At 58.4% G+C, this 25746-nt stretch carries 23 protein-coding genes; 14 read left to right on the plus strand and 9 right to left on the minus strand.

Annotated elements, in window-relative coordinates:
- Nucleotides 1–133 precede the first annotated feature (133 nt).
- The 7 genes from QP981_RS07565 (at nucleotide 134) to QP981_RS07595 (ending at nucleotide 8739) form a co-directional block, all read left to right on the plus strand.
- A complete protein-coding gene (locus QP981_RS07565; protein WP_149421091.1) occupies nucleotides 134–1528 on the plus strand; it encodes an MFS transporter in 1395 nt (464 codons plus the stop codon).
- Nucleotides 1529–1673: 145 nt separating this feature from the next.
- Entirely contained in the window at nucleotides 1674–1841 is a 168-nt protein-coding gene (locus tag QP981_RS07570; protein WP_016422348.1) for an antitoxin, read from the plus strand.
- Between the two features lie 142 nt (nucleotides 1842–1983).
- A complete protein-coding gene (locus QP981_RS07575; RefSeq protein WP_284857762.1) occupies nucleotides 1984–3081 on the plus strand; it encodes a FecCD family ABC transporter permease in 1098 nt (365 codons plus the stop codon).
- Complete coding sequence (locus QP981_RS07580) at nucleotides 3078–3938, plus strand: ABC transporter ATP-binding protein (protein ID WP_284857761.1); 861 nt, start codon at nucleotides 3078–3080, stop codon at nucleotides 3936–3938. The genes QP981_RS07575 and QP981_RS07580 overlap by 4 nt, the downstream gene beginning before the upstream one ends.
- A gap of 111 nt (nucleotides 3939–4049) precedes the next feature.
- Nucleotides 4050–5075, plus strand: a complete 1026-nt coding sequence (locus tag QP981_RS07585) for an ABC transporter substrate-binding protein (RefSeq protein ID WP_284857760.1) — start codon at nucleotides 4050–4052, stop codon at nucleotides 5073–5075.
- Between the two features lie 117 nt (nucleotides 5076–5192).
- Nucleotides 5193–6911: an ATP-binding cassette domain-containing protein gene (locus QP981_RS07590; protein ID WP_257877149.1), complete on the plus strand. Its 1719-nt coding sequence runs from the start codon at nucleotides 5193–5195 to the stop codon at nucleotides 6909–6911.
- A gap of 1 nt (nucleotide 6912) precedes the next feature.
- A complete protein-coding gene (locus QP981_RS07595) occupies nucleotides 6913–8739 on the plus strand; it encodes an amino acid ABC transporter ATP-binding/permease protein (RefSeq protein ID WP_284857759.1) in 1827 nt (608 codons plus the stop codon).
- 49 nt (nucleotides 8740–8788) lie between these two features.
- On the opposite strand, the gene QP981_RS07600 is transcribed toward QP981_RS07595, so the two are convergent.
- Nucleotides 8789–10084, minus strand: coding sequence for an alpha/beta fold hydrolase (locus tag QP981_RS07600; RefSeq protein ID WP_284857758.1), 1296 nt, complete (start codon nucleotides 10082–10084; stop codon nucleotides 8789–8791).
- A gap of 15 nt (nucleotides 10085–10099) precedes the next feature.
- On the minus strand, nucleotides 10100–11194 hold the full coding sequence (locus QP981_RS07605; protein ID WP_187405258.1) for a trimeric intracellular cation channel family protein: 1095 nt from the start codon (nucleotides 11192–11194) through the stop codon (nucleotides 10100–10102).
- 57 nt (nucleotides 11195–11251) lie between these two features.
- Between QP981_RS07605 and QP981_RS07610 the strand changes: the two genes are divergently transcribed.
- Together QP981_RS07610 and QP981_RS07615 are read left to right on the plus strand one after the other, a co-directional pair.
- Nucleotides 11252–11848, plus strand: coding sequence for an HD domain-containing protein (locus tag QP981_RS07610; RefSeq protein ID WP_187405257.1), 597 nt, complete (start codon nucleotides 11252–11254; stop codon nucleotides 11846–11848).
- A 59-nt stretch (nucleotides 11849–11907) separates the two neighbouring features.
- Nucleotides 11908–12945, plus strand: coding sequence for an NADP-dependent oxidoreductase (locus QP981_RS07615; RefSeq protein WP_187405256.1), 1038 nt, complete (start codon nucleotides 11908–11910; stop codon nucleotides 12943–12945).
- 4 nt (nucleotides 12946–12949) lie between these two features.
- Here the strand turns inward: QP981_RS07615 and QP981_RS07620 are convergent, their stop codons facing one another.
- Complete coding sequence (locus QP981_RS07620; protein WP_284857757.1) at nucleotides 12950–14269, minus strand: MFS transporter; 1320 nt, start codon at nucleotides 14267–14269, stop codon at nucleotides 12950–12952.
- A gap of 142 nt (nucleotides 14270–14411) precedes the next feature.
- Between QP981_RS07620 and QP981_RS07625 the strand changes: the two genes are divergently transcribed.
- The 4 genes from QP981_RS07625 to nagB all read left to right on the plus strand — a co-directional run bounded on the left by QP981_RS07625 (nucleotide 14412) and on the right by nagB (nucleotide 18379).
- Nucleotides 14412–16151, plus strand: coding sequence for an ABC-ATPase domain-containing protein (locus QP981_RS07625; protein ID WP_284857756.1), 1740 nt, complete (start codon nucleotides 14412–14414; stop codon nucleotides 16149–16151).
- A gap of 115 nt (nucleotides 16152–16266) precedes the next feature.
- Nucleotides 16267–17055 (plus strand): MerR family transcriptional regulator, encoded by a 789-nt coding sequence (locus QP981_RS07630; protein WP_049172640.1) that lies wholly within the window; start codon nucleotides 16267–16269, stop codon nucleotides 17053–17055.
- A gap of 65 nt (nucleotides 17056–17120) precedes the next feature.
- Complete coding sequence (locus QP981_RS07635) at nucleotides 17121–17432, plus strand: hypothetical protein (protein ID WP_284857755.1); 312 nt, start codon at nucleotides 17121–17123, stop codon at nucleotides 17430–17432.
- A 161-nt stretch (nucleotides 17433–17593) separates the two neighbouring features.
- Nucleotides 17594–18379, plus strand: a complete 786-nt coding sequence (gene nagB / locus QP981_RS07640) for a glucosamine-6-phosphate deaminase (RefSeq protein WP_284857754.1) — start codon at nucleotides 17594–17596, stop codon at nucleotides 18377–18379.
- A gap of 43 nt (nucleotides 18380–18422) precedes the next feature.
- Here the strand turns inward: nagB and QP981_RS07645 are convergent, their stop codons facing one another.
- Nucleotides 18423–19043 (minus strand): cation efflux transmembrane domain-containing protein, encoded by a 621-nt coding sequence (locus QP981_RS07645; RefSeq protein ID WP_284857753.1) that lies wholly within the window; start codon nucleotides 19041–19043, stop codon nucleotides 18423–18425.
- Nucleotides 19044–19075: 32 nt separating this feature from the next.
- On the opposite strand from QP981_RS07645, the gene QP981_RS07650 reads away from it, so the two are divergent.
- Entirely contained in the window at nucleotides 19076–20161 is a 1086-nt protein-coding gene (locus tag QP981_RS07650; RefSeq protein WP_038628161.1) for a lipoate--protein ligase family protein, read from the plus strand.
- A gap of 161 nt (nucleotides 20162–20322) precedes the next feature.
- On the opposite strand, the gene QP981_RS07655 is transcribed toward QP981_RS07650, so the two are convergent.
- The 5 genes from QP981_RS07655 to QP981_RS07675 form a co-directional block, all read right to left on the minus strand.
- Complete coding sequence (locus tag QP981_RS07655; protein WP_016422328.1) at nucleotides 20323–21288, minus strand: ADP-ribosylglycohydrolase family protein; 966 nt, start codon at nucleotides 21286–21288, stop codon at nucleotides 20323–20325.
- A gap of 79 nt (nucleotides 21289–21367) precedes the next feature.
- Nucleotides 21368–21940, minus strand: a complete 573-nt coding sequence (locus tag QP981_RS07660) for a histidine phosphatase family protein (protein ID WP_005511515.1) — start codon at nucleotides 21938–21940, stop codon at nucleotides 21368–21370.
- A gap of 49 nt (nucleotides 21941–21989) precedes the next feature.
- Nucleotides 21990–22925, minus strand: a complete 936-nt coding sequence (locus QP981_RS07665) for a hypothetical protein (RefSeq protein WP_224786603.1) — start codon at nucleotides 22923–22925, stop codon at nucleotides 21990–21992.
- Nucleotides 22926–23053: 128 nt separating this feature from the next.
- A complete protein-coding gene (locus tag QP981_RS07670) occupies nucleotides 23054–24637 on the minus strand; it encodes a cation:proton antiporter domain-containing protein (RefSeq protein WP_070429489.1) in 1584 nt (527 codons plus the stop codon).
- Between the two features lie 91 nt (nucleotides 24638–24728).
- Nucleotides 24729–25745 (minus strand): ankyrin repeat domain-containing protein, encoded by a 1017-nt coding sequence (locus tag QP981_RS07675; protein WP_038628151.1) that lies wholly within the window; start codon nucleotides 25743–25745, stop codon nucleotides 24729–24731.
- Nucleotide 25746: the final 1 nt, after the last annotated feature.

Consider the following 25746-nt stretch of genomic DNA (forward strand, 5'->3'; position numbering starts at 1 on the left):
CCACCACCGACACCACTCTGCGATTGGCGGCGTACCCTTCGACCGACTCAACAACGTCCCTGGACATCACACCTAGCCACCCGCACAGGTTGCGCTAGAGGCAACGGCGGCCTTCAGCGAAAGGACTCTCATTATGAGCAGTCAGAGGCTCGGCTGGCTCAGCGCCCCCGGCCCAGCAGCTCCCCTTCCCGAGGAAAAGATTGCCCCGACCTACCGGACCTGGCGGTTCAACGTCTTCATGGGCATCTTCATCGGCTACGCGGGCTTCTACCTCATCAGAAATAACATCCCCCTGGTGTCCGCTGTGCTGGAAAAGCACGACCTACTGGGTGCAGCCGGAATTGGCATCGTAGCCAATGCGGTTCTCTTCTCCTACGGCCTATCCAAGTTCTTCATGGCCATGCTCTCCGACAGGGCCAATGCCAGGTACTTCCTCCCGCTTGGCCTAGCGCTGTCCGCGGTCGTAAACCTCTTTGTTGCGTTCGTCCCAGCGATTAGTGCCTCTGTTGCGATTTTCGCGACAGTCATGTTCATCAATGGCTGGTTCCAAGGCATGGGCTGGCCTCCTTCTGGACGCGTTGTCGTCCACTGGTTCTCGACATCCGAGCGTGGCACTTTGATGTCGATCTGGAACACTGCCCACAATGTCGGTGCCGCCGTCGGTGGCGCTCTGGCAGCCTGGGGCTTGCATTCGTTCGCCACTTCCGATGCCGACTGGACTCCCGCATTCTGGCTACCGGCGATTGTCGCGCTCGTGATTGCTGCCATCGCATTCCTGCTGATTCGAGACAACCCGCAATCCATGGGACTGCCTCCGGTAGAGGAATACCGTAACGACCCAGACAAGGTCGAAGGAACTAATGACGAGGCACAAGAACCCTGGTTCACAATCGTCAAGAACCATGTTCTTACCAATCCGGTTATCGTCATGCTCGCGCTGGCCAATGTGTTCGTCTACGCACTTCGTTACGGCGTTCTCAACTGGATTCCGATTTACCTGACAAACGAATTGCACAAGACCAACGTCACGGGCGGAATCATCGGATTCATGCTCTACGAGGGCGCAGCAATTGTGGGCACCCTGCTGTGCGGATGGGTCTCCGACAAGGTCTTCAAGGGTTGGCGCTCAGGCGCCGGCATGCTCTTCCTGATCGGCACCGGCATCACCATTTTCGCATACTGGCAGCTACCCGCTACGGCACCATTGTGGATGTTCTATGTGCTCATCTCCCTGATCGGCGCACTCATTTACGGCCCAATCATGCTCATCGGACTGCAGGCCATCGACCTCTCGCCTAAGTATGTTGCGGGAACCGCAGCTGGTTTCACTGGATTGTTCGGATACCTTCTCGGCGCAACACTCGCCTCCACTGGTGTCGGTCTCTTGATCGACTTCGCAGGCTGGAATGTCACATTCGCAACCCTCATTGGCGTTGTCGCTATTGCGTTTGTCCTTATGATTTTCGTCGGCAAGTACGAGCGCGAAGTCATGCACAAGGCAGATGAAGCCCGCACCAAGACAGCTTAATAGCCTTCAGTCACGGTGCTGCTAGTCGAATCCCGGATTCGCTCCGTGAGTCCAAAACGGTCGCAACGTCGCCAATTCATCGGTACACTCTATGCCGCAAACGAAAAAACGCGAATAGACATTAAAAATGGAAGGAGTCTTCACCATGGGACTTATGGACAAGGCCAAGGAAGCACTGAGCAACGAAGAGAACACCGACAAGGTTCTGGACAAGGCTGAGCAGCTGGGCAAGGACAAGCTCGGCGAGGACAAGGCCGACCAGATCAAGAAGGTTCGCGACATGGCAGACGAGCGCCTGGGCGACAAGAAGTAAGCTACAGAGCTTCTTCACCCCGCATTAGCACCCTGTTTTCACAAGGGAGCTGGTGCGGGGTTTTGCTGTTCTTAGGAGACCCCACAGACCCACTGACGCGCCTTTATTGACAATTATTTTCAAATTGTCCATCATTAACCAAGTGAAAACTATTGTCGATAGAGCTTCTCTTCCGCGCACTCGAAAACAAAAACTTCGAGCCAGGCTCTTCGGCTTTCTATTTTTCCTGGCCGTCCCCGCCACAATCCTCCTGGCGATCTCCATCGGCCCCGCGGGAACAGGTTTCAGCAACGGCATCGTCGCGCTGCTCACCCCGCTTATCAATACGCTTTCCGACGACCTCCCGGCTCTCAACCACCTTCTGCCAGAGATATCCCCCGCCACGCAATCACTTGTCTGGAGCATCCGACTGCCTCGTGTCCTCCTTGCGGGACTGGTCGGCGCCTCGCTCGCTGTCGCAGGTGCGACCATGCAGGCAGTCTTTCGCAATCCGCTGGCCGAACCCGGTGTTACCGGCGTCTCCTCCGGTGCAGCAGTGGTAGCAGTCATTCTCATCGTCACTGGCGTGGCCGCGAAAGCGCCGTGGGTTCTTTCGGCTGGCGCATTCATAGGCGCGTTGCTGGCTGTCATATTTGTCCAGATCGTCGCCGGTCTCAATGGCGGCAGTGGAGCCACCCTGTTGCTCGTCGGTATTGCACTCAACGCGTTCCTCGGCGCAGTCATCTCCGCCACCATCGCGAACGCGCCACACAGCGATGACGCTCAACAGGCCATGTTCTGGCTCAACGGCGATTTAACTGCTTCGAATTGGCAGGACATTGCACTGGCAGTCGGCCCCATCACCGTCGGCACGGTTATCTTGATGATGCTCATTCCCGAACTCAACCTGTTCCTCCTCGGCGAAGAACAGGCCGCTGCCACTGGTATGCGCACAGTGTGGATCCGGCAACTGCTGCTCGCCCTGGCTACGTTAGTCACGGCAGCGGGCGTCGCTGTCACTGGCGTTATTTCCTTTGTCGGATTGGTCGTCCCGCACCTGATTCGCCTTGCCATCGGCCCCGATCACCGCAGCCTGCTGCCCATTTCTATGTGCCTCGGCGCAGTGTTTCTCATTCTCGCCGATCTCGTCGCCCGCAGTCTCTTTTCCCCAGTTGCTCTGCAAACTGGCACAGTCACCGCGTTCCTTGGCGCACCTGCGCTACTCGCGTTGATTCTTCGGCAAGGTGGTCGCCAGTCATGAGTCAGCAGACGCAAAATCTCACCGACCACGTCACTAAGCCAGACAACGACAGCACCGCGCTGCTGCGGGCTACCGATCTCAGTGTCGGTTACCGCAATCGGACCGTCGTAAGTGGCGTGAACCTTGCTATTCGACCTGGCGAAGTCCACGGCATCATCGGCTCCAACGGCACCGGAAAATCCTCCTTGCTCCGTGCTATGGCGGGCATTGTGACACCGAGTTCGGGGCAGGTTGAGCTCCTCGGTGCGCCGCTGACGAAGCTTCGTGCCCACGAACGCGCCACCCGGTTGGCGTACCTGCCGCAGCACACACCGGCCGATGCCGCTATTGACGTTCGAACTGTCGTGGCACTCGGCAGGTACGCGCACCACCGTCGGCGTGACCGTTTCCGCAGCTCACTAAACTCCACGGATCACGATATCGTCGCTTACGCCCTCGACCGCGTTGGTGTCACCGCACTCGCCGACCGCCCTATCACGGGTCTGTCCGGCGGGCAGCGACAATTGGTGTTCATCGCAAAACTATTGGCACAACAGGCCAAGGTCATGCTTTTCGACGAACCCACTGCGGCCTTGGACATCGGGTTTCAGCTGGAAATCCTCGAGCTGCTCGGCGAGCTTGCCGACGAGGGCCACGGTATCGGAGTCGTCCTTCATGACCTCAACCTCGCGGCCCGCAGCTGCCACCGGCTCAGTGTGATTCACAACGGCGGATTGGAAGTCACTGGTTCCGCCGAAGAAGTGCTGACGCCTCCCCGAATAGATGCGATTTATCGCATCTCCAGCGCTGTCGATACCGATCCACATACCGGTTCGGTGCGAGTGACGGCGTTGGCTCGGGCTCGCCCGGCTGACTGATTGCAGTTGGCTGTTTCAGACTGTCTGGCTCACACTGTCTGATTCCAGCTAGCACCAACGCAACCGAAAACTCCCCAACAATCAAAACTCAACACTCAAGGAAGTACTTTCGTGTTTTCACCAACTTCTCCTATCTCTGCCTTGAAGCGAAACTCTAAAAAGGCCGTCACTCTGCCGTTGATTGCAGCACTCCCCCTCGCTGCGGTGGTCGCTTGTTCTTCCTCGGAGGAGACGGCGCAGCAGTCGTCGTCAAGCGAAACTGCGACGAGCCAGCAGGCGCAGTGGCCGCGTACTGTTACCGTCGGCGACCACGACGTTACGGTGCAGAGTCAGCCGAAGCGCATCGTTGCACTGTCGACTGAGGTTGCGGATCTGGCGTTGGAACTGGTTGGGCCAGAGCGTGTCGTAGCCGTGACGAAGAATGCGCTCGATGAGAGCTCGGGTAATCAGGTTGAGCTGGCGCGTCAGGTGCCCAACGCGATTGCCAACTCCACGAAGCCGGATCCGGAGCAGATTCTGTCCTATGAGCCGGACATGGTGTTGATGACCAGCCGCCATGATCAGGAGCAGTCGGCAAGTGAGCTGCTGGGTGCCAGCGATGTTCCGACCGCGGCGTTTGCCAGCAGTGATTTCGCCTCGCCGAAGGCGCTGGCAGAGTCGGTGACCAAACTCGGCAAGTTGCTCGGAGCCGAAGATAAGGCGGCTGAAATGGTTGCCAAGATTGAATCGGAAACCGAAGAGATTCTCTCGGAAATTGACTCCACAACTAAGCCAAAGACGCTGGTCCTGTTTGCCCGCGGTGGTCAGAAGATGATTATGGGCATGCAGTCGGCGACGACGAATCTCGTTGAGCTGGCCGGTGGCGAGCCGATCTCGCCAAAGGGCAAGCGTCCGGGTGCCGTTCCCGCTGATCCGGAGACAATTGTGCAGCTGAATCCGGATGTCATTCTGATTCAGGATTTCCACGGCCAGGGCAAGGCTCCATTCCAGGAGTTGCTGGATAACCCGGCGCTTGCCGACGTCGCTGCGGTCAAGAATGATCGAGTGCAACTAATTGATGCGAAGACGACCTCTGGCACCGCCGGAATGCACATGCCCGATGGACTGCGTGAGATCGCTGACGCACTGGCTAAATAGAAAATAGGTTTTCACGTCGCTATGTGGATTCATGAAGCACTGACTTCCCCACCCCGCGGAATGCACTGGGTTTTGTTATCCAGCTGGGGGCGCAGCTTTTTCTTCGCTCTCAGCGCCGTGTCTCTTGGATACACGCTCGATGCTCTCAGCAGTTTGCACGGCGGTGTCACAGACACCAGTGGCGGCAACTGGTTTGGGCAGTGGGGACTTCATGAATCCCTGGCCGCTGCAATTGTGGCGGTCATTCTGGGAAGCCTCTGTGCTTATGTCACGGAGGCATTGCCACCACGGCTTGCTGGTGAGCAGGAAAGGCTGTGGCGCTCGCATGTGGTTGGCAGTGTGCTGAAGCCGGAGTTTTCTGCTCCTGCACAGGCCCCGAAGCGTGCGCATGGACGAGGGCACGGCTCCGGGAAAGCTGGTCACGCACACCGAAGCGCCTCCAACACTGGCGAGGGCCTACTCTTCGATGCCGCGACCACAAGCGTCGAACAGACCGCGAATTACCGAGCAACATTTCTCGCTCCCACGTTGGCCTCGTTTAGTGCTCCACTGATTATTTTGGCAGTCTGGGCTTTGTGGGTGGATACGAAAACCGCCTTGTGGCTGGCACTATTTTTCATTTTCACGCCGTTGATCATTATTGGTGCGGGAAAAATTCTGCGGAAATCCAATGCGACGTATCGCCGAAAGCAAGCGAAGGCCACGCATGCATATTTGGAAATGCTCGAAGGGCTGGGCACATTCAAAGTTCTTGGAGCAATTGACCGGGTCATGGCGCGTTTTGCCAGCCAAACTCGCACTGCGATGGCTGAGCTCACCGCTCTGCTCGCCCGCAATCAGCTGATGATCATTGTCAACGACGCGGTTTTTGGCATTGCAATGTCGACGACCGCAATCGGTCTTGTCCTGCTGCGTTTGCAGGCAGATGCAATCAGTGTGGGCACGGCCCTCGCAGGTGTTTTCCTATCCGTTCTGCTCTATGAGCCCGTGAATCGCGTCGGCCGCACTTTCTACATCGGACTCGGTGGGCGCACGCATCGAAATGGAATTGTGGAGGTATTCGGCGAGCCTGCAGCTGAAGCGTCCACAGCCGCAACAGCGCATTCCACCAAGGCCACCGCACCGCAGGCACCGGAAGTTGCTCTCCGCAATGTGAGCGTTGACGTCGGCGAAAAGCGCATTCTCTCCGATATCAACCTGACAATTCCAGCCGGCAGCAGAGTCGGCATCGTTGGCCCCAGCGGTTCTGGAAAGAGCACACTCCTGCGTGTACTCGCAGGTCTGCAGCCGCATTCCGGGGAAGTCTGCCTTGACGGCGACGCGCTTTCGACCCCGGAGTTGCTCGCCAACTCGCTGCTCATCTCCCAGCAGCCAGCCATTTTCGGCACCACCGTCGCGGACAATCTTCGCATCGCATGCCCGGACGCAACGGCCGTCGATATGCGAAAAGCACTTCGCGACGTGCACTTACTCGCTGAAATCGAGCAGCGCCCTGGTGGTCTCGATTCGGAGGTCGGTGATCAGGGCAATTGGCTCTCAGGCGGGCAACGACGCCGCCTGGCCATTGCGCGTGGTCTGCTCGGCGCCGCTCCGATTGTGCTTCTCGACGAGCCGACAGCGGACATCGATCGTCGGACGGAAGGTCTCATCAAGGAGTCCTTGACCCGCCTTGCTGAAGGACGAACGAGCATCATGGTCGCTCACCGCATGGAAGCGCTATCGGACGTTGATCTGGTCATTGTCGTCGCCGAAGGCCGGATCGTGGCTGCGGGCAAACCCGACCAACTGAGCACAAGCAATGAGTATTACGCACGAGCGCTGACCGAGGAGAGCTGACATGAACAACATCATCTGGTTGCTGCGCTTTTCCGCACAGGCTCGCGGAGCGCTCAGTGCATCTATCCTCGCACGCGTGGCTGGGCACATTCTGGGTGCATTGATGCTGGCTGTGCCCGCCTGGGCAATTGCCACAATTGCGCTGTCGAAGTGGGACGCAACCGACTCATCGCAAAGCTTGAGCATGCAGCGGACGTGGGCGGTCATTGGCGTGGTTGCAGGGCTGGCGCTGTTGAAAGCGATTCTGCGGTATGTCGAGCAGTACCTCGGGCATCTGGCTGCATTTCGGCTGCTTGGTGAGCTGCGGTTGTGGATCGTCGAGCGTCTTATCCCGCAGGCGCCCGCGGTAACCGATGGGCTGGGTACTGCCAGAATCCACACGATTGCGATTCGTGATGTTGACCGTGTGGAAGTCTTCTTCGCGCACACAATTGCGCCCGCGGTGACGGCCGTACTAATTCCGCTGATGGCGGTCATGACAGCGGCATTGACTGCTGGAGCCCTGCCTGCGATTGCTCTGACGCTGACCTTCGCGGTTGGCTTTGTGATTGCACTCGCGGGCTCTAAGAAGGCGACTGCGGAGGCTTCCGCAACGAACTCCACACGCACGGACATTGCGCAGTACATTGCCGATACGCTGCGCCTTCGGGAGGAAATCCTCATCTACGGCGCAGCCGAGCAGCGGCTGCGGGGATTGCGTGAGCTCGATGAACAGCTTGCTCAAAAAATGCGTGCAGGCGGCAAGCGGGCTGGACTGCGCTCTGGCGCGACCGGACTTCGGATTTGGGGTGGCAGCATTGCCGTCTTTTGTGCTGGTATCCCGGCGCTTTCAGCCGACTACCGTATGCTCCCTGCTGTTTTGGTGACGACGTCCCTGGTGGCGGGGACTGCTTCATCAATGGATTCGATCGAGCGCCTGGCATCTTCTCTGCCAGCAGGACTCAATGCAGTCACTCGGATCAGGGAGCTGGCCGCGCAGCCGCCGACTGTGGAAGAGCCGAAGCAGCCGGAGTCGCTGGACCTGCACCACGCGCAGACCGCGAGGGCCAACTCCGGCGACTCAGTCCCTGCCCTCGAACTGAGCGATGTCAGCTACCGCTACCCTGGCGCCGATAACCCTGCACTGACCAATATCAATCTGCGTATTGCCTCAGGCCAGTTCATCGGTGTGGTCGGCCCAACTGGTTCGGGCAAGTCCACACTCTCCCGGCTAATCCAGCGGCATGTCGATCCGGATGTCGGCGAGGTCATCATCAATGGCCACAATGCCCGTGACCTCGGCTCAACCAATGTCTGCCGAACGGTTGTTGTCGCAGATCAGAATCCCTTTCTCATGGAGGCCACCATCGCTGAGAATCTATGTCTCGGCACGCCTGATGGCTGCGAGGTTCCCGAATCACTGATGCACTGGGCGCTCGAACTCGCCGCCATCAACCCTGCTGAGATGCCGTTGGACAGGCCCATTGGCCGCCGCGCGCAGCGGCTCAGCGGTGGTCAGCGTCAACGTCTGGCGCTGGCCCGCACCTACTTACGCGCGGTACTAGCCGACGGCACTAAGCCCAATGACCTCGCTGCACACCTCGCCGGAAAGATTGTTATTTTCGACGAAGCCACCAGCCACCAGGATCCACTGACGCAGGCTCGTATCGTAGACAATGCCCGCGCATGTGGAGCGACCTGCATCTTTATTGCGCACCGACTTCAGACACTGGCCGAGGCCGATGACATCCTGGTCATCGAAAACGGCCAGCTCATCGAACGCGGCACGTATGACAACCTCCTGAACGCAGACGGCGCATTTGCTCGACTTGCGCGCGCCGAGGTCTAGGCTCCTTCTAGCTCTCCGCGCAGGTCTTCCGCAACACCCGGATACTCGCCTAGTGATCCTCGACGAGCTCGCGGAGCCGGGCAAAGATTGCCGCACCATCGTGGCGAATGCCGTCATGCTGGAATGCATTGGTCACATGTGGCCGCAGGTCCCGGTAGCAGTTGGCTGTCTCCATGGAGTACTCGAACGGCACGAAAATATCGTCGAGGTAAACCGCGGCTGCCGAGGTCGGGGCGTCGGCAAGCAAACGCGCGGAATCATACGGTGAGCTTTCCCAGGTGTGCTGCGCCAATTCTTCGGCCTTTCCCTTGAACGGAATAAGCGCGGGATCTTCGTCGAATTGCCAGGGGAAAAAGTGCTCGCCGGTGAGGTAAAACGGCTCGTCTCCTGCGGGATTGGCATTTTCTTCGAAACCTGGAACTTCCTCGCGAATGCGGTGAGCTGCCCAATTAGTTGTGGGGTGGTCCCCGACGCCACCATAAATAGATTCGTGAATCGCGGCGTATAGCGGACCGTCGGCGAAACTCACGCGGGATCCTACATCGGCCAGAAAATCGGTGCGCAATCGCTTTTCGCCATTGCGAATGTGGAATGGCTCTTCCAACAAATACGCCAGATTGTGGAATCCATCTCCGCGGCCCAATTCAATTCCGATGGTGCGGAATCGGCGAGAACTCAGTCGCTCACCGGTAGGGAGAGTTTCTGCAGATTGCTCCAGGTGCGCGCAGATTTCTCGAATTCGGTTTTCGGCCCACGGATACTCGCGATAAAAACGCTCGTGTCGGGTGCGCAGCTTCGCATATGTCGTGCGATAAAGGTCGTCAGCACCACGGTCCAGAACAGGTAAACCACCTGTGAGGTAGGCGTGCTCCACGGATTCCGGATACCAACTGAGATACGAAGTAATACAAAACCCGCCAAAGGACTGGCCATACAGTGACCATTTGGCAATGCCCAAATGCTTTCGCAATGCTTCCGCGTCTTCGACGATGTATTCCTGACGCAATTGGGCAAGCCGCTCGGCCGGAACATCTGCAATATTGGTCGCATCAATTCGATGCGAGCGCCCAGTGCCGCGCTGATCCAGCAGGATGACGCGGAATTCCTTCAGCGCCTCACCGATTACTCCGCTGGCACCTACCGGACGCGGTGCCGGAAATCCCGGGCCGCCCTGCAAATAGACAATTGCCGGCGCATCCTCATTTCCTGGCGCATAGATTTCCCTGGCGAAAAGCTCAAATGTCGCGGCATTCGCAGCTTCGGTAAAAGGATCCCAGGGCACCTCAACGGTGTGTTCCTTAATAATGTGCCCAAAATGCCTGCTTGCAGTACTCGTCGATGCCATGTCTCTACCGCTCCTCTAATCCCGCTGCTCGTATTTCTTCATCAGCTTTGCGACGAGTAAATCGGTCGCCTCATCGTCAGCAAGAATTTGATCCAACATCTCCCGGTATTCCCGCTGCCGCAGTGCCGTATCTTCTCCGTAGTCATCATAGGAATCACCGGATAGGTCCACACCGAAATCGGATTCGTCGCTGTCATCCTGCACTGTCTCCTGCTGTGCCGTCGGCATGTGCAGATCCGCTGGAAAGTCCGCATTGAACTCCTCCAGGAATTCCTCCGCGCTGGCCTCGGCGTCGGAACGAGACACTCCCCTATCAACCTCAGACTGAATGCGACGCTGCAGCGCCTTTTCCATCTGACGGTGACGCCAGCTGCGGAGGCGTGCGGGCTCGAAACGTCGACCAACCTCGCGACTCTTGCCCTCTGCTCGACGTGCGAGGACCGCAATCTGCGCCGCGGTGTCGTTCAGTGGCGCCCACTCCGAGTGTGCCGACACTCGCCAATTACCCCAGTACCCCAGCAGCGAAAGCAGGATGCTGACGATAGGACCAATGACCATGGACACGGCCATAAACCCCAAATGGTGGCCTCCGATGACAATGACCGCGCAAGCCACGGCCGGGATGACCGTGGGCTGGTTGCCGCCGAAAACAGCGGGTACTCGCCCGGTCACAATGTCGCGGATCATGGAACCACCAGTGGCGGTGAAAACGCCCATCATGATGCACGGCAGAATGGGCAGACCATAAGTGACGCCTTTGACCGTTCCCGTAGCTGCCCAGAGTCCCGAGACCACAGCGTCACCGTGGACCTGAACGTATTCCCAGGTCTTTCCTTTGAAATAGAAAAATCGCGCAATGAGCGCACCAGTAAACGCCAGAATTAGATACTCCGGCTGGCTCATTGCGGCGACGGTGCCCTGGTTAATCAGAACATCGCGAATCATGCCGCCACCCAGTGCGGAGAACAACGCAATAAAGAAGAACCCGATGATGTCGTAGCCTCGTTGCCGGGCGATGGTGCCACCGATGATGCCCATGAGCAGGACACCACTGACATCGGACCACCGGTACATCGACTCGATGAGCGGATCTACTTCTGCGACGTTCATGATGTTCAAGCTTAGACGCTGCTATTTTTCAAGCATCAACGAAAGGTCGGGATACCCATGCAAAACGCTGACACCTTTGCTTCAGCACGCCCCAGCAGCAGGCTCATGCGCGGCATCGCAACTGCTTCCCGCGCACACGATGGGCACTACCGAAAGGGCTCTGGCGTTCCCTATATCAGCCATCCGATGTCAGTGATGTTGATTGCGGCGAGCGTGACTAACGACGAAGACGTGCTGTTGGCAGCCCTCTTCCACGACATTTTGGAAGACGTGCCGGAAAACTACTCACGTGCCGAGATGGAAGATGAGTTCGGGCCTCGCGTGGCCACGATCGTCGAGGGCGTCACCAAGAATTCTTCCTTGCCCTCCTGGCAGGAGCGTGCCGATGCCTACCTGGAGCAACTTTCTCGTGGCAGCGCGGAGTCAATCATCGTGGCCGCCGCGGATAAGTTCCACAATCTCAGCCAAACTCTGGAGGATTTAGACCGCGAAGGCCACTCCCTGTGGCGACGCTTTCGGTCAACTCCGAGCCAGCAACTGTGGTGGTACACAAGCGTCCGCAACGTGATTGCCGAACGACTGCCCGACTTGCCTTTGCTAGCGGACCTGGGCGTTCTTATTGAGCGCCTCGATTCCTGGGTACAAGAGGCGTAACCTGCGATTCAGCAATTAAACCGACAATAAATCCGCGAATACGCAACAGGAGAATAATCGTGACTTCCGTTAATACTTCATCCACGTCCGAACTGCCCACCACCACCACTCAGCAGTGGGTTTTAGCTTCTCGTCCGTCTGGCCTGCCAACTGACGAGAATTTCCGCCTCGAGACCGTCGATTTGCCAGAGCTTAACGACGGCGACATTTTGGTAGCCAACTCGGTCGCTACCGTCGATCCATACATGCGCGGCCGCATGAACGACACCAAGTCGTACATCCCACCATTCCAGCTCGACCAGCCAATGACTGGCGGTGCTGTAGGCACCGTCCTTGCGTCCAAGTCGGATAGGTTCCAGGTTGGCGACGCTGTCCGCCACTCTTACGGCTGGCAGACCAATGCTGTTATCGCCGATTCCGAGGCAACGCCGGTTGACCTCAACGTTGCACCGGCTGCTGCCTACCTGGGCATCCTTGGTCTTACTGGTCTTACTGCTTACGTTGGTCTGACGGCTGTCGGAGAGATGAAGGAAGGCGACGTCGTCTTTATCTCTGGCGCTGCTGGTGCGGTCGGCTCGGCTGCTGGTCAGTTCGCCAAGCAGATGGGCGCATCCCGCGTCATTGGCTCCGCCGGCTCGGACGAGAAGGTTAAGCGCCTGCTCGAACTCGGCTTTGATGCCGCTTTTAACTACAACGACGGCCCGGTTGCAGAGCAGCTAGCAAAGGCAGCTCCGGAGGGCATTGACTTCTACTTCGACAACGTTGGTGGAGACCACCTGGAGGCAGCCATCGGCGCGATGCGCACCTTTGGCCGTGTCGCTATGTGTGGCGCAATCTCCCAGTACAACAACACCGGAGCTCCGACCGGACCACGCAACCTAGCTCTGGCCATTGGCAAGTGCATTACGTTGCGCGGCTTCGTATTGGGCAAGTACCTGCACCTGGCAGGTGAATTCCAGGAGCGAATGGCTCCGCTGGTCGTCAGCGGTAAGGTCGCTTACGATGTCACCACTCGCCACGGTATCGAGAACATGCCAGCTGCATTCCTCGAGCTGTTTAGCGGAGGCAACACCGGCAAGATGGTCGTAGAGTTCTAACGAACTAAAGAACTGCCCTGCGCGGAGCCGAGACTTCCTTCAGCCTGCTGGACATAGCGACACCAACCAGTCCCATCAGCGCCAGGAAGATTAGAGCCGCCGCAGGGCCGAAGCTAGCGATAACACCCGACAGCGCACCGACGATGAGCAGGACAACACCCATGATGGTGTTGGCCGCTCCGACGTACTCGGTGCGCTTGTCGCCTTCTGCCATGTCAACAACATAGGTCGAACGAGCCACACGAACACCGGCGTGGACGACCGACATTGCGAAGAAACCGAGTGGGAAAATCCAGGCATTGGCGCTGGTGGAAAGCCAGTGCGCACTTGCGACCAGCAGGAAAAGCACAATCGAACCGACCAGCGAAGAGTAGGTCAGGACCTTCTTTGAGGATTTATCCGACCAGATTCCGGCGACTTTTCCACCAATCAGAGAAGCGAAACCCGCAGCGAGCATGAAGATGCCGACGTTTGCGTTCACTCCCCCGCCGCTACCGTCTGAAGCTTCCAGATCAGCACCCACCTGCGCACTCAAGGTCACGATGAACGACGTAGATAGCGCTGTGACCAGCAACAAGCTTCGAACGATTACAAAGTCGCGGAAGTTTTTATCCTCTGCAAAGAGCCGCCAGGTGTCCTGCCACCAGGTTTTATTCGGCTCTTCCTTGTCACCTTCATTGGTGGGCTCGACAATTCCGCGGAAAATCAAAACCGCTGCCACCCACGACAGTGCCGCAACAAAGATGAGCCCTGCCACGATTGGTTTGGTGACGTTGTCGCGGATGATCCACAACACCGCACCAACGATAATTGCGGCGACACCACCCAACATCGCAGCTCGGCCGCTGATCTGCCCGCGCTGCCCCTTCGGAATCGTACGGCCCTGGACATCCTTCGAGGCCATTGAGCACAGTGCTCGGGCCGTCGCAAAGCCTGCAAGCGCGAGGATGACTGCGACACCAAGCGCCACACCTTCGAGGAACAACGTCGCCAGACCAATCAGCGCTGCCGCGACCGCTTGCCCCAACGCCCCGGCAATCCAGACGGTGGTGCGGCGAGACCGAGATTTCACCCACGGTGTCAGCGCTGCCTGCGGAAGCATCGAACCAGACTCACGCACCGGCACAAGCATGGCGATGAAGAAGCCCGGCGCTCCAGCCGAATGCAGCAACCATGGCAACAACGTCTTTGCCGCGACGATTTGATCGCCAATATTCTGCAGGCCGTGCGCCCAAACGTAGCGCTTGGCGTTGGTGCTGGCGTGTTTTTGCACCGACTCTGGGTTCTCCCCTGCGGGTTTGTCAGCTTCCGAGCTATCCGTCATACCTTTTACGCTACCTGTCCGCAGCAACGGCGCTACCGCACGTGGCTGTCTGCCCAGGCCAGTCAAAGACCGAATCGCGCTTGTCCCCTCAGCCACTACACTCGCGGGAAGAACATCTAACATCTTCAACGAAAGTAGAAATATGCCCGCTGACCTTTATCGGCGTCTCTCCAACCTCGATGGCAAGAGCTACGGTGCATACAAATCTTTGCGTGGCTCCCACGACCTCCCGGATCTGGACGCGACGCTGTTTATCGACAAGGTCCAATCCGACCCCTATGCCCCGGCATCACGGGCACGCGTCCATATTCCGCTGTCCGTACTGGACTATCGCGGCGCCTCCCGGTCACAACCCGGCAGGTTCAGCACGGCGGAGCTCGATTTGCTGAACCGCCGCCTCGTGCGCGCTTTGAAGAAGTATGGTCGCGGGCTGTTCATTGATTCCCCAGGTCAGCAGGTCTTGCGCCGAGCAGCTGTCGCTGAGCTCCGTGGGGATGCGCACGACGTCGATAAGCATGATGATGCCCTCCAGATCTGCCTGGAAATCCAACTGCCCGCCCGCGGCCGACGCATTCTCGGCCGTGAGGCAGCGCGTCTGATCTGTGAGGATTTGTTGGACGCGCTTGACGACGCCATTGTGAACGCACCCATCGATGCGCTCGAGGCAGCCGCGGAATTGGAGTATGACCAGAACTCATTGCGCCGTGCAGTGGCGGACGCGGACCTGATTGGGTTTGTGGCAGACGGGTCGGTGTTGCCCCGTCAGGCGGGAAATAGCCAGCTGCCGAAGCCCGGTGCGACTGCGTTTACCTCGCCGGAATCGTTGCAGCACAGTTTTCAGCTACCTTCGGGGAAAACGGTGCACGGCATGGGCATCCCGCGGGGCGTGACGTTGATTGTCGGTGGCGGTTATCACGGTAAGTCCACGCTGCTGTCCTCCCTGGTCACGGGCGTATATAACCATGTCGCTGGCGATGGCCGCGAGTTTGTGGTCGCCGACGAGACTGCGGTTGCGCTGCGTGCCGAGGACGGCCGAGCCATCACTGGTGTGGATATCTCGCCGTTTATCAACGGCCTTCCCTCCGGTGATGACACGACCCGGTTTTCCACGGCGAACGCGTCGGGGTCGACCTCCCAAGCTGCGGGTCTGATGGAGGCGCTGGGTTCCGGTGCGCGAGTGCTGCTCATCGACGAGGACACTTCCGCAACCAACTTCATGATTCGCGATGAGCGCATGCGCCGCCTCATCCCCGATGACCGCGAGCCGATTACTCCACTGGTCGCACGGGTCCGCGAGCTCTGGGAAAACCACGGAATCTCCACGGTCATCGTCGCTGGTGGGTCCGGCGCATTCATCGATGTCGCGGACACCGTGATTGCTATGGATGCGTACACGCCTTACGACGTCACCGAGCGCGCCCGTGAACTTCGCGAATCGGCTACTCCGGCTGAGCCTTCGCCTGCTTTTGCGCAGATCGGTGAGCGTTTTCTGCAGGCTGACTTCCCTACCGGTGGTGGCCGTGGTGGGCATGGCGGCCGCGGCGGCGGTCGCGGTGGGCGCGGTGGCGGTGCGAAACCACCTAAGCCACCGCGTGCTCGTGGTCTAGAGCTGATTCAGGTGGGCAAGGACAATCTTGATTTGCGCGCTGTCAGCCAATTGATGGACTCCTCCCAAACAGAAGCAATTGCCCGGATTCTGGGGGCCGTCGTAAAGCAGCTCGATGGGCGTACTGACCTCACCGACCTAATCCAGCGCGAGTACGACAACTTTTGTCATTCACTCTTCGATGTGACAGCTGAGTTCACCAACTCTGGTCATCTGGCCGAGCCTCGCGTCCAGGAGGTCGCAGCGGCAATCAATCGGCTTCGGCTCTTGCGGTAGAGCCTCGAAGATTGGCGGACCCCGGCCCCGCTCCCTCCCCTGCGGCTGCCCCAGCTAACTTCCTCGACGGATTTCGGCGTCAGGTCTTGACCTTGACGCGGCGTCAAACAGAAAGATGATTCCCGTGAGCAACAACGACAACGAGTACACCATCGGCGAGGCAGCCGAGCTCCTGGGCGTTACCACGCGCACGCTGAGGCATTGGGATGCCATCGGACTACTCAGCCCGCAGTATCGCACGTGGTCCGATTACCGCCTCTACACCGATGAGGACATCGACACCGCGCTGGAGATTCTGGTCTACCGCGCCGCCGGTGTGCCGTTGAAGACTATCGAGGAGTTCATCCACGGCGATTCCTCCCCGAGAAGTCGGAAAGATCGTTTACTCGCACAGCGAACTGTTCTCACCGAGAAGATCGCTGACCTGCACCACATGGTGCAGTCCTTGGACAAACTGATTGAGGAAGGAAATACCATGAAAGCAAAGACGAAAGCGGAGCTCTTGGGCCGCGACTGGCAGAATCTAGAAGCCGAAGCTGAGGAGCGCTGGGGCGACACCACTGAGTGGGAGCAGTCTCAGCAGGCTCAGGAAAAGATGAAGGACAGCGACTGGGCCGAGCTTGAAGCAGAGGCTAAGGATTTTGCCGATGCGCTTGCCGACGCCGCCGAGCGCCACGTCGAGCCCGGTTCCGCTGAGGCGGCCGAGCTAGTTGACCGTCACTTGGCCTCTATTACTCGCTTCTACGAGGCTGGTCGAGAAAAGCAGATTCTGTTGGCTCGCATGTACGTCGCTGATTCCCGGTTTGATCGGTACTACCGCGGCAATGCTGGCTACCTGCTGGAGCTGATTGAAGCTCAGGCCCGTAAGGAAGGCATTGACCCGGCAACTGCCGAGTGGCGGTAAATACAGGGAAGCAGCCGTTCAGCCCGGCCTTCCCATCCGGGACTGAATCGGCATAGAATTGCCTCATGAAATTCTCTCGCTCTATCGCCGCTGTCGCCATCGGTGCCGCTACTGTGCTGGGCGCTGTTGCTGCCTCTCCAGCTGTCGCACAGGCTATTGGTTGCCCCTTTGCACCAGTGCACAAGTATGAAGAACACCGTTTCTCCGGTTCTTCGACTTCAGCAGATGCTTTCAAGGTTTGGTTTAACGGTGGCGTCTACATTGAACCAATGGTCGAAACGCTGGATTTGGTTGAGCTTCAGGTTAACGACACCCAGGTCGCTCACGCTGGCGACATCATCTACAAGGATGAAGACGGCAACTTCTGGGTGAAGTAGCCTACGCAGGAAAAACAGGGCTCAATTACAGGTCTCACCCCGTGGCAGATTAACCTCATCTGAATAGGGCTATAGCGCTTAGCGTTGTGGAGTCACTGGTACTCTGTCTCGCACCTTTTGCAATTTCTGCCACGAGCCCTCGTTTTCAGGAGTGTTCCACCATGGAAATCATCATCGTCGATTCTGAGGCCGAAGTCGCGAGCATCGCTTCGGACTACCTCGCTCACTACGCCAACAAAGGTGGAAACCTCGGTGTAGCGACAGGATCGACTCCGCTTGCGACGTATCGGGAACTGATTCGTCGCCATCGGGCTGGTGAAGTCACTTTTAAGGACTGCAGTTTCTTCGCACTCGACGAATACGTGGGACTGCCCATCGAGCATGAGCAGAGCTACTACCACGTGATTCACAATGAGTTTTCCGATCACGTGGATGTTGACCCGGCGAGGGTCCATATTCCCGATGGCCTCGCGGACGATATCGGCGCGGCCTGCGAGGATTACGAGCGAAAGATCATCGAGGCCGGCGGCGTTGACATTCAGTTGCTGGGCATCGGCACCAATGGGCATGTTGGTTTTAACGAGCCCGCCAGCTCTTTTGGCTCTCTGACTCGCATTAAGACGCTGCACCCGCAGACCGTGCTGGATAACGCCCGGTTCTTCGACTCTGCAGAAGACGTGCCATACCACGTGGTCACCCAAGGGCTTGGCACCATTTCACGTGCGGGGCACCTCCTGCTGCTGGCCACCGGCACCGCAAAGGCACACGCTATCGCCGCCTCCATCGAGGGGCCGCTGAGTGCTTCAATGCCGGCTTCCGTGCTGCAGCTGCACCCACGGGCCACGGTTGTGATTGACCAAGCCGCAGCCAGTGAGCTGAAGAACAAGGAATACTACGAGTTCACCTACGCTCATAAGCCGCAGTGGCAGAAGGATATGTGGAAGTAAGGCCCCAGCCTCCCCTTCCCCTGCCTCCCACGACTAGTCAGCGCTAGTCGTCATCATCCATCTCTAGCTCGGGGTCTTCGGCACGCGCCTGCTCGTAAACTTCCTTCGCGGCCGTGAGATTAATGACGCCGATGACAAGTCCCACGACGATGTCCGGCCATGCGCTGAACCAGAAAACGGTGACTACTCCGGCGGCGAGGATGAGCAGGTTTGCCAGGACGTCGTTACGCGCCGCCAACCACGCGCCACGCATGAGCGCACTGTCGGCCTTGCGCAGGTTCATCAGCAAAATCGCGCAGACCAGGTTGATGACCATCGCAATAATCGCCGTCACCGACAGAGTTAGCGGCTCTGGTGGCTCACCGCTAATCATCTTCCAAATGGCAGTGCCGAACGCCGCGATCGCCGGAATCAGAATCAGCCCGGCAAGGCCGAAGCTTGCTTTACGACGGCTCGCCAGCGACCAACCCAATGCGGTGAGAACCAGCAGGTTCATGAGGAAATCTTCAAGAAAGTCTGCAGCGTCGGCGAACAGCGCTGCGGAGCCAATAATTGAGGCAACAATTAATTCAATGAAGAATCCGAGAAGATTCAGGCCTGCTACCCACGCAACAATTTTGCGGGCACGGTGATCCAAAGTCGATGAGGTAAACACGGGGGGCATCGTAACGCCCGGCACGAGTACCATCGAAACCCATGACCCCCGCACAGAAATTTCACTCAGAAATGAAGGTTCCCGGCGGCAAATTGGTTGTTGCCGACTGCGAGACCACAGGTGACACGATTTCGTCGATAAGCATTTCGGGCGATTTTTTCCTCGAACCCGATGAAGCCTACGACATTATTAATGACGCTCTCCTCGGTGCGCCTGCCGGGGACAATACGGAACGCCTACAGGCTCGCCTCGATGCGGCGCTGAAGGATTTTGAGGATCAGTCTGGCCGCGAGGTGCGACTGCACGGTTTTGATACCCACATCATTGCGCAAGTCGTTCGACGTGCACTGACACAGGCCGTCGACTTCACTGATTTGGAGTGGGAGGTTTTGCAGCCGGGTGTCCTGCCGACGGTGATGAATGTTGCGCTCGACGAGGTCCTTCTTGATCAAGTCAATTCCGGGCAGCGCGGACCGACTCTGCGTTTCTGGGATTGGGATGATCGTGCCACTGTGATCGGTTCATATCAGTCTTATGTCAACGAACTCGAGCCCGAGGGTGTAGAGAAGCACGATGTGCAAGTGGTGCGTCGTCTCTCCGGCGGTGGCGCGATGTTCATGGAGGGCGGCAACTGCGTCACCTACTCGATCTATGTACCAGAGAAGCTGGTCGCTGGTCTTAGCTACGTCGAATCCTATGAATTCCTCGACCGCTGGGTCATCGCTGCACTTGCGCAGCTCGGGGTCAATGCGTGGTATGTCCCCATCAATGACATCACCTCCGATGGCGGCAAGATTGGTGGTGCCGCACAGAAGCGCCGTGGCTCAACAGTGCTTCACCACGTCACCATGAGTTATGACATCGACGCTGACAAAATGATGGAAGTCCTGCGCATTGGCAAGGCCAAGATTGCCGATAAGGGCCTGCGCAGCGCGAAGAAGCGCGTCGATCCGCTCCGTCGCCAGACCGGTGCCAGCCGCGCGGAAGTCATTGACACGATGAAGCAGACATTCATCAACCGCTACGGTGCCGCCGAGGCATCGCTTTCCGATGAGGACTTCGCTGCGGCGCAGCATCTTATTGACACCAAATACGGCACGGAGGGCTGGACTCACCGAGTCCCCTAATGCCCACGCCAACTATCTAAATGAAGAAAATCTTCGGGAAAGAGAGTTAACTGGATAAAAAGTAAACCAAGGAGACTCGGCGTGGACGACGAGAAGAAACGGCGTCAAGTGGAAAGAAATCTGACGATACGTCCACTCATTAGTGAGTGCGTCGCCGAATATTAGCTCTCCATGCCCACCAGTTTCTCCGCCAACTCCGCAACATCGTTTGGGTGATACTGCGCGGGCCGGTTTCGCTTCGGCGAGCAGGAATCAATGACATCCCGCCACCGCTGCGGAATGCCGGAGGCCCCAAAGACGCCACCGAGAAAAGCACCAACAATGGCCGCGTTAGTGTCGGTGTCGCCGCCACGGCCAATGACTCGGACCAGAGAGTCCTCAAAGGTCGTGGTTTTGTCTTCTACCCGGCGCAGTTCTTCATGCAGTGCCCACAGCGCAAAGCGCAGCCATCCCTGATGCACCGAGAAATCCGGCTCCCCGCTATCCACCACGGCACCGCTGGCCTGCCACTCGGTTTCCCACTGCGCGCGCTGGGAAGCCAGCCACTCCATCAGCGCACTCACGCCAATGCCGCGGCGCGGCTGGTGGAGGCCGCCGCTGATGACGTCGGCAAGCGCGGATGCGTAACGTGAATTGGCCTCTATGCACACTGGGTGCGGGTGCGTGATGGCGGCGTCCTTGCGGGCGAGTTCGCCAGCACGTGCGGGGTTGCGCCAGTACACGATAGCCAGCGGTGAGATACGCATGAGCGCGCCGTTAGCCTGGGAGTTCGGGTTCGGCGCGCGCCGGAGCAACGCTGCCGTGGTGGCCTCTCCGATGTCGAAAGCGTCGGAGTTTGCCCAGCGCACATAGGACTCGCGGACATCGGCGGCATCGTAGCCTTCGCAGCGCACCAGTGAGCGTGCCAGCGCCAGCGCCATTTCGGAGTCATCAGTGGGCTGGCCGGCGGCGATGTTGTGGGTGCCGCCATCGGCAAGTTCACAGACACCGTGTGGGTAGCGCTGTGCAATCTCCTCGGCACTACAAAACTCCACTAGCGCGCCGAGGTTATCGCCGATGACCTGGCCATAGAGCACGCCGCGGGCACGGTCGACTACGCGGGCGAAAGCATCGGAATTGTGATTCACAGGCACCTCTTACAGAGCTTGACGGCGTTGGCGGCTTGAATGGCATCGGCGAATTCACCGAGACACCTGTACAACGCCGCTACAATCCCCGCGAGAGGTTCCAGCGCAGAACCGCAGGTCGGTCATGGTAGCGACCGAGCACGGACAGGGATGCGGTATTCAATGGGAAGGACTGGCCAAGTGCAATGGGCAGTTCCAACCAGGCTGTGGTGAGCGCACGCAGCGAGTGACCGTGGGCGAACAGAATCGCCTTGTCTTCGCCCGATTCACGCACCCTTTTCACCACTCGCTCAACTCGCTCACGGACTTCCTCCGCGGTTTCGCCATTGGGCACACCGTGAGTCCAAATCTGCCAATCGGGAACGGTCTTTTGCACTTCCTTCGAGGTAATCCCCTCGTAGTCGCCATAGAACCATTCCGCGAGATCCTCTTCGACCTCGAAGTCGTGGAACCCCGCCAATCGAGCGGTCTCCTGGGCGCGCTGACGGGGTGATGCCAGCACTAGCCCAAAGTCCTTCGGATCCAGCCAGCCGTTGAGGGCCTTGGCTTCTTCCCGACCGTTGTCAGTCAGCGGAAGATCAGTTACCGATGTGTGCTGCCCAGTGCGCGACCACTCAGTTTCACCGTGCCGCACGAGATATAAATCAGTCATAGTTCCAGCTTAGGCTTATTTGAAAATGCTGTTAGCCGCGGTAACCCTGCTAGCCCATCACGGGGTCACGGACTTCCAAGCCATGCTCCGGGTCCTCACACACCGTTACCGCTCCCAACTCCTCAGACCTCGCCGCCGTCGGAGAGCTACAGGTCCAGTCCCCTACTTGAGCGGTCAGGGTGTTGCCACCGCCCTCAGTGTCCTTGATTGCGTCGTACCGATCCAACACATCCATGGCCTCAGCGCAGGTCATCTCACCCTTGACCACTTCCGCCAGACGATGGCCCTCCATGGCACCGCACATCATCGGCCCCTGAACAAGTGCATCCGTGCCCTGACTGTAGCCCCTCGCCGGCTCACTCCCCTGGGCCATGAGTTCCTCGGCGGAATCGAAAACCTTGCCGGAGGTGCGAATATTCTTGTCCTTGCCTTCGATGGTAAAGGCCGCGTTATCCGACTGGCACACCAGCTTGTTCGCATCCGTCTTCGCACACGCAGCGGTGCCGAAGCTCGTCCATTGGCCGTCGTCAAGCTCTTCCTGAGCCGGCGGTACCCCTTCGACGAGCGTGTACGCGGCACCTGAAGTATTCAGCATGATTGCGCCCGGCGACTGTGGTGGGAACGGCGGAACCTCCACGTCGGGAATCGACGAATCAGCCTTACCGATGCACGTCACCGCGCCGTCTGAGTAGAAACACTCGCTCTTTTTCCCGTCTAGCGTGACGTAGAACGCCTTGATTCCGTTCTGGCTAAACCGCTGAACGTCAATTTTCTGGTAGGCGCTTTCATCAAATCCGATGCTGTCGACGCTTGTCCCCTTCGTCGGCGACGGCATCTTCGGATTATCGCCCTCGCTTGCCGACGTCGATTGCGACTGTACCTCACTCTGATCATTGTTGCTTTGTGATGCGGCGGCATCTTCGGAATCTGAAGATGAGCAGCCGACGAGAGTTCCGAGCATGACAACAGCAAGGCCCGCGGTCATCCGAAACATCGCACTGCGACTGGATCGAATAGGACTCGCGGGCATCTGGTTTTGGGTGACTGACATGAAATCAGCTTATCGCCGAACGAATCGGCTGGCTTGTTGTTTGCCGTATTTAACGGATGCGACTAAGACCGCTGCTTAAGCGTCTCCACTGCACGGTCGGCGAGCTCCTCGCCAGCACCGTCGTAGAGGTAGACGGCCATGTCGGCACCAACGTTGAGAAGCTGATCCTTAAACCTCTGCACCTTAGTGGTGGTAGCAACCACGGCTTCGGTGTCCTGCTTACGGATGTTCTGAATCATCGCGTAGGTCTCAGCGTGCTCAGACAGCGCCAACACGTACAGCGCTGGTTTCTTCTCCAGCTCGATGTGGTGCCAGAGCTCTGGGTCTGTCACATCGCCTGGGATGACCTGGTAGCCCTGCTCGCGCAGCTCTTCGATGCGATCCTCGTCGAAATCAACACCGAAGACGTTCATGCCGTACTCGTTGACCAACCTGCCGTAGACACCAACGCCGACTCGCCCCATACCCATGATGAGAGCATCGGCGCTATCAATAATGACCTTTGCCTCTTCTGGCACCAGGCGGTCCTCTGGGGTTTCTGGGACGAACTTCTGCAGGAAGCTGACAATCTTGTCTTCGTGCGGGGCCATCAGCGAGCTGGCAATGAAGCTACCCGCCACGGCGACTGCCATAATCGAGGTCCATTCTTCCGGCAGAATGTCCTGTTGCGTCGCCGCCGCCATCACAATTAGGCCGAACTCCGAGTAGTTACTCAACGTCAGCCCCGCCAGCGCACTCGTGCGCAGCGACAGTCCCATGCGCTTGAGAATCCAGATGAAGATAGTGGCCTTGAGCACCAGGAACAGCACCATAATCGCAGCGATGACGTAGCCGCCCGCGCTTGGCAGACCACCGAGACCAATCTCGATAAAGAACGCGACCAGCAGTAGCTCACGAATACTAATCAGTGCTTCCGACAGACGGTCAGAAATTGGGTGCGAAGACAGCAGAATACCGGCGACCAGGGACCCCAGCGAGCCAGAGAGCCCTGCCAGTTCGAAAGCCGAGTAAGAAGCCACTGCAATACCAATACCGGTGAGAACCAGCAGCTCAGTGCGGAACATGCGGTTGGGAAGCCGCGCCGCCAGCGGGCGAATGAAGAACAATAGTGGCAGCGCCAGCGCCCACAGCTCCGGGGTCTTACCCGACGATGCCACCAGCACGCCGACCGCAATGATGTCCTGCAGAATGAGTACACCAATCGCGATACGTCCGATGGCCGAAGCACCGCGGTTCTGCTCCTCCAAGTGGCTCATCACAAACACCGTCGACGAAAATGAAGTCGCGATGCCGATGTAAATTAGCGCGGTCACCGACAGTCCCGTGAGCTCACGCAGCGGCAAGAAACTGGCGACACCGAACAGCACGGCAAAAACTACCGTGTTTAAAAACGCGTGGCCAAGCCCCGAAAAGACCACTCGTGGCGCCACGATATCCTTCGGATTTAGCTTCAGACCGATTGTGAACAGCAAGGTGGTAACACCAAGCTCGGCCAGCGAATCAATGAACGGGATTTCCTCAAGCCCCATTGCATGAACGGCAAAACCGGCCCCAAGGAAACCAATCAGCGGCGGCAGCCGAAGCAACGACGCACCGAGTCCGCCGATAATCGAAAACAGTATTGCTGTTAGGTATACGGATTCCACCCATCAAAGATATCAGCTGACACTACCGATTGATGCAGTGGCTAACCATTAACAGATTTTTAACACCAAACCGGGGTTAGCTTCTTGGGAGTTAGCGCCGGTACGGGACCTCGCCCAACGCAATCGGCTGCGGGTGCTCTGTAACCCACTCGATTGTCGCCTCCGTCAGCGCATCAATGTCCGCCTCACCAGCTTTGCGCTGCTTTACGACGGCCATGGCATCCTCGGCGGCCCCAACCGTCTCCAGCCAGAAGTCGATCATCTTGGCATAGTCTTCGTCCCAGTTGACGTAGCCCATCTCCAGCGCTTCGTACCCGAGCCGGCCCACGATGCGGATAACTTCGCCCTGCACAGTCGCGGCTGGGCCACCACCCGGCACCAGGTAGTTCCAGAGGTATCGGAACTGGCCGTTGATCGACTTGTCTGCGGGGACAATAATGTCGCTGTGGCCGTCGTGAGGCGTGATTTCCTGCGGGCGGTCAGCACCGATGCGCTCATATAGTCGATCCATGACTGGCTGGTACTTGTCGCGCTGCTTGTCTGACAGGCGGTTGTAGCGGCGACCGAACTTAGTGAACTCTTCGCGAGCTTCGTCGTCGATTTCCGAACCCGCGTCCAGGAGCACCTCGATACTCGCTAGGACTCGACTGAGGGAATCGATATCGGCGGTAGCGACGGCCTCTTTGAACGCTGTCCGGCCGTGACCGAGGCGGTTCTCGCGGTGAAGGTCAGCGCCATTTTCCAACAGCAACGCAATGGCCTTGGGCTGATGGCTCTTCGCTGCCTGGAATAGAGGCCAGTGCTTGCCAGCTTCGATGTCAGCACCGCATTCGAGCAGGACTTTCATCTTGTCGGTATCGCCCCGGCTTGCGTGCTCTGCCAGGGCGGTTTTACCGAAGCGGTTCTCGGTGTTGACGTCGATTCCCTGGTCGATTAGCCAGCGCATGAGCTCCGGCGGGGTGCCACGGAGCGCTAGTGCAGTGTCCTTGCTGTATCCGAAAACTGCGTTGAGTGCGCAAGCGTCATAGACGGCCTTCAGCGCATCCATGTCACCGGCTTCGAGCAGCTCTTCGAAGTCCTCGACCAGTTTCTTCCGCTTCCGTGGCATG

The organism is Corynebacterium sp. MSK047, assembly GCF_030232285.1.
In the GTDB taxonomy this organism is placed as follows: Bacteria; Actinomycetota; Actinomycetes; order Mycobacteriales; family Mycobacteriaceae; genus Corynebacterium; species Corynebacterium jeikeium_D.